Here is a 14,654-nt window from a genome sequence, read left to right as displayed (position 1 = left end):
AGGGTTTTACATAGATGGCAAACCAACCGATTGATTTACTGATGCAGCCGAAATGGAGAGTCATTGACCAATCCAGTCTCGGCCCTTTATTTGATGCGAAGCAATCCTTCGCAATGGATGATACGCTGTGCATGTCCGTCGGAAAAGGCGTGTCGCCGGCGACAGCGCGCTCATGGGTGCACCACGATACAATTGTCCTTGGAATACAGGATACACGCCTCCCGTTTTTGCAGGATGGCATCTCCTTGCTGGAGAGTGAAGGATACCGTGTGATCGTACGCAACTCCGGAGGTCTTGCCGTCGTATTGGATGACGGTGTTTTAAATATCTCTCTTATATTCGAGGACGAAAAGAAAGGCATCGATATAGACAAAGGATATGAAGCGATGGTCGAGCTGATGAGACGAATGCTGAGACCGTACAACGCAAAGATCGAAGCCTATGAAATTGAAGGGTCTTATTGTCCCGGCAGCTATGACCTCAGTATAAATGGCAAAAAGTTCGCCGGCATCTCTCAGAGACGCGTTCGCGGCGGAGTCGCTGTTCAAATTTATCTCTGTGCGGATAAGAGCGGCAGTGAAAGGGCCGACTTGATCAGACGATTCTATCAAGCGGCGCTGAAAGACAAACAAAACGATAAAAAAGGCGTCTATCCGGAAATACGTCCGGAAACGATGGCGTCCTTAAGTGAGCTTCTGCAAATAGACATCTCCGTAAAAGACTTAATGTTCGCTTTATTGACGGAATTAAAAGCGTTAAGCACTCATCTTTACTCTGCCGGACTGTCCATTGATGAGGAAATGGAATTTGAGAAAAACCTCGCCCGGATGGCTGAGCGGAATGCAAAGGTATTTGGGTGAACGTTCTTCGCATGCCGGCTGTATATGCCGGCATGCATTTTTTATCACAAGCGGCATTTTACCCCAATAATCTTATTTTCAGATAAATCCTTCTTACATAAAGATAACCACGACAAAAAGAAAAACGATAAAATGACAACAGCATCCATATATAAAGGGGAGAGGCAGATGAAGGGGAATTTTCACAGCTTGTTTGTGCTGATCGCGGCTTTTTTCTGGGGAACTACGGGAACCGTTCAGGCGTTGGCTCCAGAAAGCGCCACACCGCTGGCATTTGGAGCGTTCAGGTTATTAATAGGAGGGAGCGCCATGCTGCTTGCGGTTTGGATCACCCGGGGGCTTCACGTGAAAAATTGGTCATGGCCGCTCGTATTTTTAGCCGCTATTTGTATGGCGTGTTACCAGCCGCTGTTTTTCACAGCGGTTAAAGAAACGGGAATTGCAGTGGGAACTGTGATTGCCATCGGCAGTGCGCCTATCATTGCCGGGACCCTCGAGTGGGCCGTATTGAAGAAACGCCCGCGAAACTCCTGGTGGATTGCGACTGTGCTGGCTTTAGCGGGTTGCTGGCTTCTGTTTTCCGACAGTTCCAATGTTCGGATTGATGTGGCTGGTGTTCTCATGGCGCTTGGAGCGGGTGCTTCTTTTGCGGGCTATACGCTCATCAGTAAAGCGATGATGAAAACCCAGCCTCCGCGAGCGACTTCTGCCGTTGTATTCATGCTCAGCGCCATCTTGCTGACGCCGCTATTATGGCAGTCAGATATCTCGTGGATATGGACCCCTAGAGGACTGGGAACAAGCCTTTACATCGGGTTAATTGCAACATGTGCCGCATACTTTTTGTTTGCGAAAGGGCTTACCGGGGTTCCGGCCTCGGCGGCGGTCACGCTGTCTTTAGCTGAACCGCTGACGGCTTCATTGCTTGGCGTGTTTTTCATAGGGGAAATGCTTTCGCCTTCCTCGTGGCTGGGCATTGCGCTTATGATGCTGGGGCTTTTGGTCATTTCTGCTGCGCCTCGGAAACAAAAAACGGCCGAGACAGCTCACATGTCTTAATAGATTCACATAAGCTTGGCCTCATTTTACAAGAATAGCTGATCCGGCTGCAAAATGAGGAAATTCTCTTTTCTCAATAGAAAAGGGGATTTTGTACATGGCGAAAATCCCAAAACAGCTGCCCGTTTTGGGATTTTTCTATGTCATTCCGCTAATTTTTCTAAATTGCCGTTCCGGTCCATTTTGAAGGACGGAGAGGCATGTTCATCTTCTTCAAATAAAACTAGCTTTCTGGCTCTGTTCATAATTTTCACCAAGGTTTCATAATCTTCTTGGATCGTTTTTTGGTCTTTTTCAAGCTTTTGAACTTCTGCCTCTAGCTGCTCTGTTTTGTTTTGCAATTCCTGATTTTCTTTCTTTAAACGCTCGTTTTCCATTTTTAATGCTGATGATTGCTCGTTATTGCCTTCGTAATTCTGCAGGAAGCGGATCACTTCATTCATCGTCATCTCAGGCGCAGCTGCAGGCGTTTGAGGAGACAATAAGTGTGATAGACTAGCTAACTCTTCCTTAAAGCTTTCATCAACAAAAGGCATATGTTCGCCAGACATTAAAGGTTGCTCATTTTCGACAGATGGTGTTTCCGTTTTAACCGGCTCTTCTGCAGCGGTTTCTTGAATGATTTCAGGATCAACGGCAGGAGGCTGATATAATAATCTTTTTTTCGCGGGCTGCCCGTTTCCGAGCGCTCTCATCCGCTGTTTTCGTTGTTTCTTCGCAAGCTGAAGCGCTTTTTCATATTGATGGCGGACCACTGCGTTCCATCTGAATCCGCAGGCTGCGGATGTCCGGTTTAATTTATCGCCGACTTCTTCAAAGGCGTTCAGCTGAGTGCTGCCCTCCCTCACATGCCGAAGCACTGTTTCGGCTAAAAGCAGATCGTTTTCCTCTGACCAAGCGTCTTGTCGCTGTTTTGTCATTTATCTCAACTCCCATTTTTCTTTTCATGGTATTAGAATGTCCAGGTTGGAAAATATTTATACAAATTGGCTGAAAGAATAGGAGATACGAAGGATGGAGCGGCTTGCAGGAACAGTCGAATCCTTGTAAAATGAAGAGTGATGTGATTTTTTTTTGAAACGTGATTTTAGGTTATTCACATAGATGAACATAGAAATGAAGGGAAGCGTACGTCATGGCTAATGAATTTCGAGTGTGTGATGATTGCCAAGCCACTAATATCAAAACATTGCTGCCGCGTTTGAAAGAAGTGGACCCGGACGCAAAGGTTGAGGTAGGATGCCAATCTTATTGCGGGCCCGGACGGAAAAAATCATTTGCTTTTGTGAACAATCGCCCGCTGTCAGCTCCGACAGAGGATGAGCTGATTGACAAAGTAAAAAAGAAAATAAAAAAGTAAAAACATATTTTTTCTTAGCCTCGGCCCTCAGGTCAGGCTTTTTTGCTTCACAAGATGTGTTTTTCATGAAGATGGAACAAATCGCCGGGCAAATTCAAGGATGTTTTCAAAGAATAGAGTCGATATAATAGAAACACGGCTAAAAAAAAGAGGGAATGACGATGGCGTATCCAAATGGAAAATTATCAGAAGAAAAAGTGTTTAAAGATCCGGTGCACCGCTATGTTCATGTTCGGGACAAGCTGATATGGGATTTAATCGGAACCCGTGAATTTCAGCGTCTCCGCAGAATTAAGCAGCTCGGAACGACCTATTTGACGTTCCATGGGGCTGAGCACAGCCGGTTCAACCATTCTCTCGGTGTCTATGAAATTGTCAGAAGAATGGTTGATGACGTCTTTAAAGGCCGCCCTGAATGGGATGACAGTGAGCGCGAACTCTGTTTGGCCGCGGCGCTGCTTCATGACCTCGGGCACGGGCCGTTCTCGCATTCATTTGAAAAGGTCTTTCACCTTGACCACGAGGATTTTACAAGAGGTATCATTTTGGGAGACACGGAGGTTAATCAGGTGCTCAAAAAGGTGAGCCCGGGTTTCCCTCAGGATGTTGCTGAAGTCATTGCCAAAACATATAAAAACAAGCAAGTGGTTAGCCTGATTTCGAGTCAGATTGACGCAGACCGCATGGATTACCTCCAGCGCGACGCATATTATACGGGCGTCAGCTACGGCCATTTTGATATGGAGCGGATTCTTCGGGTGATGCGGCCGCGCGAGGATCAGATCGTCATTAAAGAAAGCGGAATGCACGCTGTCGAAGACTATATCATGAGCCGTTACCAAATGTACTGGCAGGTCTACTTCCATCCTGTGACCAGAAGTGCAGAGGTCATTTTAACGAAGATTCTTCACAGGGCGAAGCAGCTGCACGATGAAGGCTATGTCTTCACTCACGCTCCGGTTCATTTCTATTCTATTTTTGAAGGGAAATTGACACTGGAGGATTATGTAAAGCTGGATGAATCTATTATTTTGTATTACTTCCAGGCCTGGGAGGATGAAGAAGACGCGATTTTATCCGACTTGTGCCGCAGATTCATTAACCGCCAGCTGTTCCAATACGTTGAATTCAATCCTAATGAAGAAATGTCGGCTTATTTTGAGCTGACTTCATTGTTCAAAGAGGCGGGGATCGATCCGAGCTATTATTTGGTCGTTGATTCTTCATCAGATCTGCCATACGATTTTTACCGGCCGGGAGAGGAAGAGGAGCGTCTGCCGATCCATCTCTTGACGCAAAACGGCCAAATTAAAGAGCTGTCCAGACAGTCGGCTATTGTGGAATCCATCTCAGGTAAACGGCGGACGGACCACAAGCTGTACTATCCAAAGGACTTGATTTGTGACGGCTCTAAACATCCGGAAGCGAAAATGAAAATCCGGCAGCTGCTGGGACTGACATAGAAATTGGAAAGAAGGAAAAAGGAGATGTCGGGAATTTGTTGAAAGAACATGCAAAACTGATGAAGGTGTTCTCGGATTCTGGAGAAATCATCGGGCGAAAGAAGCTGCAGAAAATGATTTATATCGCCAAGAAAATGCAGTTTCCTTTCTATGAGAAATATGATTTTCACTTTTACGGACCATATTCAGAGGAACTGACGCTCCAGATTGAAGAGCTGTGCAACCTTGGATTTCTGCATGAGGTGAAGGAAAAAAAGGGCGGCTACTTTCAATACCGGTATTCGCTGACTGAGACAGGCTCCGCATTTTTAGACCATGCTGATCTGGACATGCCGGATATGAAAGGCTATATCGACAGTGTAAACAGCCGTTCATCACGGTTTTTAGAGCTGGTTTCCACGATCCTTTACTTTGACGGGCTTGAGGATGAGGAAAAGAAAGAAAAAGTCTTTACCATCAAAAGCAAGCAAAAATATACAAATGAAGAATATGACGAAGCGCTTCAATACATAGAGGAACTGAAGCAGATTTGTTAACCATACCAAGCAAAAGAAATGATCCGTTTCTTTTGCTTTTTTTATTGACAAAAGCTGCTAAGAGATTCATTATGGATAATAGTTATCCATAATGAATCAGGAGTGAATAGGATGAAAATGAAATCAGGAATGGAGCAGGCGGTTTCTGTGCTGCTGTTACTGTCACGGCTGCCTGTACAGGCTTCTTTGACGTCAGAGGCTATAAGCCAGCGATTGCGCGTGTCTCCGTCTTACTTGAAGAAGCTGATGAGAACATTGGTTCAAGCCGGTTTGGCAGAATCCTTACCAGGGACGAAGGGCGGTTTTACCCTGACGAAGCCTTTGGCTGACATTACGCTTTATGATGTTTATCAAGCGGTCGAAGGCAGAGGTTCGATGTATCAGGGGAAAGGCCTGCTGCAATCTGTATTCGAGGGTGAAAGTCACTGTGTGCTGGAGACAGTCATGGGGGAAATTGAGGATAAATGGGCTAATCTTATGAGAGAAGAGTCCTTGCAGCATGTCATGGACAGAGTCGGGGAATTGTATGATCTTGAAAAAATAGATGAGTGGGTAAACGAGCAATTGAAGGGGCAATTGCAATGAAGCACAGCGGGCATCTGCAAAAATCTTCTGAATCATCAACAGGCATATCCGTGCTGATCGTGCTCGCACTTGGTTTCCTTATGGCAACTCTTGATGTGACCGTTGTGAATGTGGCGATGGCTGATATGAAAAACACTCTTTCAATGTCACTTTCAGGTGTAACGTGGGTTGTGGACGGGTACATTCTTACTTTTGCGTCGCTTCTGCTGGCGGGCGGAGCCTTGGCTGACCGTTTCGGCTCGAAGACGATCTATATCTTGGGTCTAGCCGTTTTTGTTCTGGCCTCCTGTCTATGCGCTGCATCTATAAATGGGCAGATGCTGATTGCCGGACGTCTCATACAGGGAATTGGGGCAGCTTTGTTTATGCCAAGCTCACTCAGCCTTTTGGCTGCCTCTTACCCTGATGAGCGGGTGCGGGCGAGAATGTTTGGGCTGTGGGCCGCGCTTGTTTCCGCCGCTTCAGGCCTTGGGCCCTTTATCGGGGGCGTGCTGGTACAGTTGGCGGGCTGGCAGAGTATTTTTCTGATCAATGTGCCAATAGGGGCTGCTGCGCTCATCTCAGCTTACCGAATCCTCAGCCGCGTTCCGGGAAAAAGCAGCCGCGTGAACATCATCGGGCATCTGCTTGGCATGATGGCTCTCGGGTTTCTTTCCTATGCATTGATACAGGGGCCTTCAGCGGGCTGGCGCTCGCCAGTGATTCTTGTAGCATTTACTGCAGCGATTTTGGCATTTGTGCTGTTTTTGCTGCGGGAAATTTCTGCAAAAGCACCCATCCTGCCGGCGTCCTTATACAAAAACGGCCGCTTCTCAGCTGCCCAATTTATCGGGTTTTTGCTGAATTTCGCCCTTTTTGGCGGCATGTTTATGCTCAGCCTTTTTTTGCAGGAAGCAGGAGGGGCAAGTTCCTTTATGGCTGGAGTGGAGCTGCTGCCGATGATGGCGGTCTTCGTGATCGGCAATCTGCTGTTTGCCCGTCTGGCGAATCGATTTGAAGCTGGGCAGCTTATGTTTGTATCAATGGCGGTCAGCTGTATCATTGCATTGCTGTTGTTTGTGCTGATTTCTCCGGATTTTCCTTATTGGCAGCTGGCGGTGTTGATGTCTGTTATGAACCTCTGTACCGGTATTACAGTTCCTGCCATGACAACTGTGATCATGCAGGCTGCCGGGCAAAGACATGCGAATATCGCCGGTGCGGCGTTAAATGCAAACCGGCAAATCGGAGCCTTGGTCGGCGTAGCGATAACCGGGGTGATCATTCATCTGTCCGCCACTTGGTATGCCGGTGCCGGGTTTACGTTTTTGATGATGGGAGCGGCATACAGCCTCGCAGCATTGCTTGTATGGCTGTTTCTGGCTGCCCATAACGGGACTGCCGCGTCAGAAAAAAATGTAAATCACTGATTGCGCTTTGTGGGAATATATAGTAAGATATAAAAAATTATTGAAACAACAGGCACTGATAAGGACACGAGATGCTTTTTACGGTTTCCAGAGAGGGAAGGACAGCTGAGATCTTCCTAACGCAGGGAAAGCAGCTTACCGCCTTTGAGCCGTATCGGGGAAAACAAGTATCTGATACCGTCATGCTGCGTTACAGCATCTTTAAGCCGATCACCATGTGTAATTGATCGGGAATTTGGGTGGAACCACGGATGATCAACACATTCGTCCCTTTTAGAGGGATGGGTGTGTTTTTTTATATGAACTACATAAATGCGATGAAAAGGACATGAATGATAGTTACGGTTTTCAGAGAGGGAAGGAAAGGTGAGAGCTTCCCAGCTTAGGAGTATCATTTACCGCCTTGGAGCAGCATTGGGGAACTGAAGTATCCAATGCCGTCTATGCTGCGTTACAGCACCGAGCCGACAACATCGCGTTTGTCGGGAACTTGGGTGGAACCACGGGTTAATCACACACTCGTCCCTATCTGCGGGACGGGTGTGTTTTTTTATGAATAGAATATATGCGATGAAAAGGACATGAATGATAGTTACGGTTTTCAGAGAGGGAAGAAAAGGTGAGAGCTTCCCAGCTTAGGAATATCATTTACCGCCTTGGAGCAGCATTGGGGAACTGAAGTATCCAATGCCGTCTATGCTGCGTTACAGCACCGAGCCGACAACATAGTATTTGTCGGGAACTTGGGTGGAACCACGGGTTAATCACACACTCGTCCCTATCTGCGGGACGGGTGTGTTTTTTTATATACAACAATGAATAAGGAGTGTTCTAAAATGAGTAAACATGTACACATTCAGCTTCCGGACGGACAGATCCAGGAATATCCGAAAGGCATCACAATCAAAGAAGCGGCTGGTTCTATCAGTTCCAGTCTGCAAAAGAAGGCGGCCGCAGGTCAGGTCAACGGCAAGCTTGTTGATCTCAGTTTCAAGCTGGAGGAGGATGCTGAGCTTTCGATTGTCACACTCGATTCACAAGAAGGCTTGCAGGTGCTTCGCCACACAACAGCGCACGTGCTGGCCCAAGCAGTAAAACGGCTGTACGGCGAAGTGTCATTGGGGGTAGGGCCTGTGATTTTAGACGGCTTCTACTATGACATGAAGCTGGGGAAAAGCTTGGCATCAGGAGACTTAGAGGCCATCGAAAAAGAAATGAAAAACATAATAAATGAGAACCTTGAAATCAAACGTATAGAGGTTTCTTACGAAGAAGCTGAAGAGCTGTTTGCACAAAAAGACGAGCGGCTCAAGCTTGAGATTTTAAAGGATATTCCGCGCGGGGAGGATATCACACTGTACCAGCAAGGGGAATTCGTTGACCTGTGCCGCGGGCCGCATCTTCCTTCTACAGGGATGATCAAGGCGTTCAAACTGACAAGAGTATCAGGCGCTTATTGGCGCGGAGACAGTAAAAATGAAGTCCTGCAGCGGGTGTACGGGGTTGCGTTTCAAAAGAAAAAAGATTTGGATGCGCACCTGCATATGCTGGAAGAAGCGGCAAAACGAGACCATCGCAAGCTCGGCAAACAGTTAGGGCTGTTTATGTTTTCTGAAGAAGCGCCGGGGATGCCGTTTTATTTGCCGAAAGGGCAGATTGTCCGCAATGAGCTGGAGCGCTTCTCGCGTGAGCTGCAAACAAATGCCGGCTACGATGAGGTGCGTACGCCGTTTATGATGAATCAGCGGTTATGGGAGCAGTCAGGCCATTGGGACCATTATCGCGACAATATGTACTTTTCAGAAGTGGATGATACAAGATTCGCAATGAAGCCGATGAATTGCCCCGGCCACATGCTCATCTTTAAAAACAGCCTGTATTCTTATCGGGATCTGCCGATTCGCATGGCGGAATTCGGACAGGTGCACCGCCATGAATACAGCGGCGCTTTAAACGGAATGCTTCGCGTTCGGACGTTCTGTCAGGATGACGCCCATATTTTCGTTCGGGAGGATCAGATTGAGAGTGAGATCAAAGAAGCGATTCGGCTGATTGATGAGGTATATCGGACATTTGGTTTCGAGTATTCTGTTGAGCTTTCGACTCGCCCGGAGGATTCATTAGGCGATGACAGCCTTTGGGAAGCGTCGGAACGTGCCTTAGCACGCGTCCTTGAGGAGCTTGGCCTCTCTTATGAGATCAATGAAGGCGATGGGGCATTTTACGGGCCGAAAATTGATTTCCACATAAAAGATGCCTTGAAACGGAGCCACCAATGCGCAACAATTCAGCTTGATTTTCAAATGCCGGAAAAATTTGATTTAACATATATCAACGAACTCAATGAGAAGGTTCGTCCCGTTGTCATCCACAGAGCGGTTTTCGGCTCAATCGACCGTTTCTTCGGCATTTTGATCGAGCATTACGGCGGGGCTTTTCCAGTCTGGCTCGCACCGCTCCAGGTTCAAATCATACCGGTTTCGCACGTTCACTTAGACTATTGCAGAAAAGTGCAGGCGGAGCTGAAGCAGGTGGGGATAAGAGCCGGCATTGATGAGCGCAATGAGAAGCTGGGCTATAAAATCAGAGAATCGCAGGTGCAGAAAATCCCGTACGTGCTGGTGCTTGGAGATCATGAGGAGCAGGAGAATGCGGTAAACGTCCGCCGATTCGGACATCAGCAGAATGAACATGTTCCTTTTCAGACATTCAAAGATAAGCTTGTGAAACAGGTGGAAAATCGAGGCATGTAGGATAAAAGCTGTGAATTCACATTTTGCTTTTTTGACTTTCCCTATTCGGAATCAGTAAAATAATAAGTAAATCATATCGTTCGTATGTTATGAATGCATCTCGAAATGGGGAAATTGACATGGACCATGACAAACTGGAAGCAAATTTGCTGGATCACGCACTTACAAAATATTTGAAAAGCACGAAGCAATTAGATGAAGCCACCGTTCCGAAACACGTGAATAATGTAAGAGGATTTATTCTGCGGATCATATACAGACATGGGAGCTGCACCATAAAGGATATTTTGAAGGAGGTTACACTGTCTCCCTCTGCCACGACCACAGCCCTGAATCATTTAGAGCAGGAAGGGTTTATTGAGAGATCCAGAAATAACAATGACCGCCGCACTGTATGGATTACGCTTTCTGAATCGGGCCGGGAAGCGGCTGAACAAATGATCGAAAACCGCCAGCAGCTGATTGACGGCATGTTTGAACGTTTAACAGCCGAAGAGAAAGAGACGTTCTTGGCGATTATTGCGAAGCTGGCTCAATAGGGATAATAAAAGCCGGTGCGCGAAGCGCCGGCTTTATAGAGATTATTCCATATCGCTCAGGCGTTTGCCTGCGACGGCATAATGGTCTTTTCTCATTTCTTCTATAAAGACAACAATTTTTTCTTCAGAAGCACCGGTTGTTTCCTTTACGGCTTCTGTTACTTTCTCGACAAGATTGCGTTTTTGCTCGTCTGTACGGCCTTCGAGCATTTTGACAGTTACGTATGGCATAGGTGCTGAATCCTCCTTTATCTCGTTTCCTCTCTTTAGAAAAAGAGGCTTCTTATAGTATACTGAATAAAGTAAATTCTTGCATTTTGAGAAAGAGGGATATCTCACTTGGACCGTTTTTTATATTATCCGTTATCTTTAATGCCATACCTCGTCATCACGCTAATTGTGTCGTTTACGATGCACGAGCTTGCCCACGCTTATGTCGCATACAAATTCGGTGACGATACGGCGAAAAAACAAGGAAGACTGACGCTGAATCCCATTAAACACCTTGATCCGTTCGGAACCATTTTGATTTTGGTGGCCGGCTTCGGGTGGGCGCGCCCCATTCCCGTGAATCGCCGCTTCTTTAAGAAGCCTCGGCTTGCCGGTGTGCTCGTATCTATAGCCGGGCCCGTCAGTAACCTGATTCTTGCGTTTATTGGTTTCTTTTTGTTAGTGTTGATGCATGCGTACGGAATGGAAATGCTTGCGGCGTTCAGCACGGGGCTGGATCAGTTTTTTTCTATTTGGATACAGCTGAATCTTGTCTTGTTTTTATTTAATCTGCTGCCGCTTCCTCCGCTCGATGGCTATCGAATTATAGAAGATCTCGTTCCGCCGGGCGTGCGTGCCAAAATGACGCAGGCGGAGAGCTACGGCTTTATCGTATTTTTGGTGCTGTTTGTGACACCGCTAGGATCTTACGTGCTGTGGCCGATGCTCAATGCAGGAAGAGATTCGATTTTAAAGCTGTTTTCAGCGATATTTCAACCGCTTTTGTAGGAGGTAGAACTTCATGGAAGAAAAAAAGAAAAAATCAATCGGGTTTAATATTATCAAAAGTGATCCGACAGACGGACACGGCGGTTTTGGCGTAGGGGCACTCAGCCTTGATAACATTTCTCCCGTATTCGTTGATGTAGAAGAAAAAGAAGCGTTCGTAGACATCGGCGCCATGCATGCCCGCAGCACCGTTGAAAAAGGAATTAAATTTCTCCCGAATAAAGAAGAAGTGCCGAACGGAAAACCATACTGGCTTGTGTGGGTAACGATTGACAGAAAAGAAGAGGGGCCTTATTACGCTGGTGTGACAGCCTGTGAAATGACGGTCGACAGAAGCATCAGAAGAGGCTACAAGTCGCTGCCTGAGCATGTGAATTTGATGGATAAATCCATGAAACGGAAAATCATCGTTGATAAAATGGACGACAGCTCGAAGCGTGTACTAGGCGAATTTCTGAAAAAGCATGATCAGGGCCTATGGGATCGTTCCTCAGATGAGTTAAAAACGAGCCTGCTTCCGGAAAATAATTAATTTATGAATTTTCTGTGAACTTTTAAAGTATTTGAGATATTTTTCGTAAACATTGAGTAAACTGGTGATACAGAAATAGGACATGGAAAATCCCGAGCCGAAACAAGACTCGGGGTTTTTCATTTTTAGGGGGATATGAGTCGGCGACTGGGAGATGAAAGCCAGCGCCGAAGAAATGAGAAATTCACCACTTTATCCCAAAACTGATTGTTCAGCTCGATTGTCTAACATTCTTCCATCGATTATGAAGGAACCATACGAATAACCCGGCCTCCGAGGAGCCGGGTTATTTTCAATGATGTCGCCCCAGCCATTTGTCCCACCACTTTTTCTCGGAAGCGGGCTTTTCTTTGGATGGAAGCCGGTCTTTTGTTTGTTTTGCGGGTTCTGCCCCGTAGCACACGTTTGCGGGTTCTGTCCCTTTCACAAAATATGTGTAATGCTTAGCGGCGCAGCCGGGACCTGATGAGTAGCCTGTTTCCGGATCAATGTACACACCGGTTACGCCTTTTGGCGGCTTGAACGCGGTTTCTGGTTCGCCTTTGAGCGCGTCCTCCATGAAGTCCGCCCAAATGGTTTTAGCATAGCTTTTTTCTTCGACCGAGTCGATGGTGCTGTTTTTGTCATAGCCGGTCCAAACACCGGCGGCCAGCTTCGGATTGAAGCCGATCATCCAGCTGTCTGCGCTGGTGGTTCCTGATTTTCCGGCATACGTTCTTGTCAGGCGGTTGGCTATCGTTCGCCCCGTAACCGACGTATATCCATTTAAATCGGTATCAAACATGCCTGTCATCATACTCGCTGTGACAAAAGCGGCTTTTTCATCAAGCACCTGTTTATGCTGATTCGGGTTTTCGTACAGCACGTGGCCGGCTGCGTCCGTTACTCGCGAAATAAAAGTCGGTTCGATTTTCTTTCCGCCATTTGCGAGCATGGCATAGGCGTTGACCATCTCAATCGGATGCACGGGTTCGGTGCCGAGTGCCAGGGACGGCAGTGCTTGAAGATGGGCGGTAATGCCGAATTCCTTTGCCGTCTTTACAAGTTTGTTCGTGCCGAGAAAAAGATGCGTTTTCACAGCGTAAATATTGTCGGAAAGCGCCAGCGCCTGCAGAAGCGTAATCGGCTTGTTGGCATAGTATCCGTTATAGTTGCTTGGAGAATAGGTTTCTCCCTTTGCATCAATTTGAAACTCGGTTTCTTCGCTTTTCATCAAAGTGACTGGCGTAAATCCGCTCTGAATCGCTTTATAGTACAGCAACGGCTTGATCGTCGAAGCAGGCTGGCGCTTCGCCTGTGTCGTCCGGTCAAACGGGCTTTTTTGATAATCCCTGCCGCCGACAAGGGCGAGAACGTTTCCGGTGCGGGGATCAATGGCTGAAAACCCGACTTGAATGTCAGATCCCGCGTTAACCGTTTCGGTAATGGTCTCCTCGGCGATGCGCTGCATCCGTTTATCTACCGTTGTATAGACGTTTAACCCGCTCGTTTCAATTTGCTCCCGTGTCATGCCGAGCTTTTTTTCCAGCTCTCTCATCGCATTGTCATAGAAGTAAGGAGCCTTTCTCTTGGAAACTTGTTTATTCAAAGGCTGATAGGAAAGAGGTTCCATGATCAATTCATCCGCTTTCTTTTGGCTGATCATCTGCTGCTTTTCCATCATCCGCACAATCGTTTTCTGGCGTTCCTTGGCCTTCGTCTCATTGACATACGGTGAATAGCCGGAAGGGCCTTTCGGGATTCCTGCCAAAAGCGCCGCCTCCGCATCCGTCAGGTTTTTGGCATGCTTGCCGAAATACAGGCGGGAAGCTGCTTCAATGCCGTAGGCGCCGTGTCCGTAGTAAATCGTATTTAAATAGCCTTCTAATATCTCGTCCTTAGAATAGTTTTGTTCCAGACGGATCGTGTAGAACGCCTCATTCCATTTCCGTTTCCACGTTTTGTCGTGTTCAAGGTATAAGTTTCTCGCATATTGCTGGGTGATGGTGCTTGCACCCTGAACCTTGGCAAATGCTTTGAGGTCAGCAAGTGCCGCGCCGGCCATGCGTTTATAATCAAAGCCGTGATGATCGTAGAAATTCTGGTCTTCAATCGCCACTGTCGCTTTTACGATCGTCGGATTCATGTCCTTTAAGGGGACCCAATAGCGCTTTTCGCCGTAGTTCGTTTCCCCGAGCTTTGAGCCGTCACTCGCATACAAAATCGTGGATTGCGGCACTTGCACCGAGGGAGCGCCCTGGTATTTGGCTATCAAAATGACAGTCATAAACACGGCAGCTGCCGCCAAGGCCGCAAAAGCCCCTAAAAAGATAAAGGCGCGAACGGTTTTCAGCGTCAGTCTCAGCCGTTTATTTGTCATTGCATCCACAACGGGTTCCCCCTTTTTTTATGTTTCTACTATTATGAGAAAAAAAGATCGTTTTTAAACATCGCAGAACAGGACGCATCTTTACTTTTTCCCCGCCATCCTCTATACTTTTTCCTTAGGTGAAAATGAGATTTCAACCGAGAATAAAAGCTGATAAGACGCTTACAATAAATGAATACAGCCTCGAAAGG

At 47.0% G+C, this 14,654-nt stretch carries 14 protein-coding genes and 3 other annotated features; of the genes, 11 read left to right on the top strand and 3 right to left on the bottom strand.

Going from position 1 to position 14,654, the window contains the following annotated elements:
- Positions 1-14: 14 nt before the first annotated feature.
- Together ywfL and NYE53_RS19035 are read left to right on the top strand one after the other, a co-directional pair.
- On the top strand, positions 15-860 hold the full coding sequence (gene ywfL, locus NYE53_RS19040) for an octanoyl-[GcvH]:protein N-octanoyltransferase (RefSeq protein ID WP_339246224.1): 846 nt from the start codon (positions 15-17) through the stop codon (positions 858-860).
- Positions 861-1,028: 168 nt separating this feature from the next.
- On the top strand, positions 1,029-1,919 hold the full coding sequence (locus NYE53_RS19035; protein WP_339246222.1) for a carboxylate/amino acid/amine transporter: 891 nt from the start codon (positions 1,029-1,031) through the stop codon (positions 1,917-1,919).
- 143 nt (positions 1,920-2,062) lie between these two features.
- Here NYE53_RS19035 and rsfA read toward each other — a convergent pair whose 3' ends face one another.
- Positions 2,063-2,839, bottom strand: coding sequence for a prespore-specific transcription regulator RsfA (gene rsfA, locus NYE53_RS19030; protein ID WP_339246219.1), 777 nt, complete (start codon positions 2,837-2,839; stop codon positions 2,063-2,065).
- A gap of 215 nt (positions 2,840-3,054) precedes the next feature.
- On the opposite strand from rsfA, the gene NYE53_RS19025 reads away from it, so the two are divergent.
- The 7 genes from NYE53_RS19025 (at position 3,055) to NYE53_RS18995 (ending at position 10,564) form a co-directional block, all read left to right on the top strand.
- Positions 3,055-3,279, top strand: coding sequence for a DUF1450 domain-containing protein (locus NYE53_RS19025; protein ID WP_003222050.1), 225 nt, complete (start codon positions 3,055-3,057; stop codon positions 3,277-3,279).
- Between the two features lie 161 nt (positions 3,280-3,440).
- Positions 3,441-4,742, top strand: a complete 1,302-nt coding sequence (locus tag NYE53_RS19020) for an HD domain-containing protein (RefSeq protein WP_339246216.1) — start codon at positions 3,441-3,443, stop codon at positions 4,740-4,742.
- 35 nt (positions 4,743-4,777) lie between these two features.
- Positions 4,778-5,278 carry a YwgA family protein gene (locus NYE53_RS19015; RefSeq protein WP_003227524.1) on the top strand — a complete coding sequence of 167 codons (501 nt, stop codon included), beginning with the start codon at positions 4,778-4,780 and terminating at the stop codon, positions 5,276-5,278.
- A 111-nt stretch (positions 5,279-5,389) separates the two neighbouring features.
- Positions 5,390-5,863, top strand: coding sequence for an Rrf2 family transcriptional regulator (locus NYE53_RS19010; RefSeq protein ID WP_339246214.1), 474 nt, complete (start codon positions 5,390-5,392; stop codon positions 5,861-5,863).
- Positions 5,860-7,272 (top strand): MFS transporter, encoded by a 1,413-nt coding sequence (locus NYE53_RS19005; protein WP_339246211.1) that lies wholly within the window; start codon positions 5,860-5,862, stop codon positions 7,270-7,272. The genes NYE53_RS19010 and NYE53_RS19005 overlap by 4 nt, the downstream gene beginning before the upstream one ends.
- A 46-nt stretch (positions 7,273-7,318) precedes the next feature.
- Positions 7,319-7,547, top strand: a binding site (T-box leader).
- A 33-nt stretch (positions 7,548-7,580) separates the two neighbouring features.
- Positions 7,581-7,802 (top strand) — a binding site (T-box leader).
- A gap of 31 nt (positions 7,803-7,833) precedes the next feature.
- Positions 7,834-8,055 (top strand) — a binding site (T-box leader).
- Positions 8,056-8,108: 53 nt separating this feature from the next.
- A complete protein-coding gene (gene thrS, locus NYE53_RS19000; protein WP_339246210.1) occupies positions 8,109-10,025 on the top strand; it encodes a threonine--tRNA ligase in 1,917 nt (638 codons plus the stop codon).
- Between the two features lie 119 nt (positions 10,026-10,144).
- On the top strand, positions 10,145-10,564 hold the full coding sequence (locus NYE53_RS18995) for a MarR family transcriptional regulator (protein ID WP_339246207.1): 420 nt from the start codon (positions 10,145-10,147) through the stop codon (positions 10,562-10,564).
- Between the two features lie 42 nt (positions 10,565-10,606).
- On the opposite strand, the gene NYE53_RS18990 is transcribed toward NYE53_RS18995, so the two are convergent.
- Positions 10,607-10,795 carry a 2-hydroxymuconate tautomerase gene (locus NYE53_RS18990; protein WP_003222038.1) on the bottom strand — a complete coding sequence of 63 codons (189 nt, stop codon included), beginning with the start codon at positions 10,793-10,795 and terminating at the stop codon, positions 10,607-10,609.
- A gap of 108 nt (positions 10,796-10,903) precedes the next feature.
- On the opposite strand from NYE53_RS18990, the gene NYE53_RS18985 reads away from it, so the two are divergent.
- The gene (locus NYE53_RS18985) at positions 10,904-11,563 is read left to right on the top strand and encodes a site-2 protease family protein (protein WP_003243167.1); all 660 of its coding nucleotides are present in this window, start codon (positions 10,904-10,906) and stop codon (positions 11,561-11,563) included.
- A gap of 13 nt (positions 11,564-11,576) precedes the next feature.
- Positions 11,577-12,095: a YwhD family protein gene (locus NYE53_RS18980; RefSeq protein ID WP_003244446.1), complete on the top strand. Its 519-nt coding sequence runs from the start codon at positions 11,577-11,579 to the stop codon at positions 12,093-12,095.
- A 292-nt stretch (positions 12,096-12,387) separates the two neighbouring features.
- On the opposite strand, the gene NYE53_RS18975 is transcribed toward NYE53_RS18980, so the two are convergent.
- The gene (locus tag NYE53_RS18975) at positions 12,388-14,463 is read right to left on the bottom strand and encodes a transglycosylase domain-containing protein (RefSeq protein ID WP_339246205.1); all 2,076 of its coding nucleotides are present in this window, start codon (positions 14,461-14,463) and stop codon (positions 12,388-12,390) included.
- Positions 14,464-14,654 lie beyond the last annotated feature (191 nt).

Origin of the sequence: Bacillus sp. FSL R5-0523, assembly GCF_037975295.1 — a bacterium.
In the GTDB taxonomy this organism is placed as follows: Bacteria; Bacillota; Bacilli; order Bacillales; family Bacillaceae; genus Bacillus; species Bacillus subtilis.
Note: the sequence above shows the minus strand (reverse complement) of the source record. Positions and strands in the feature narration are given on the sequence as shown.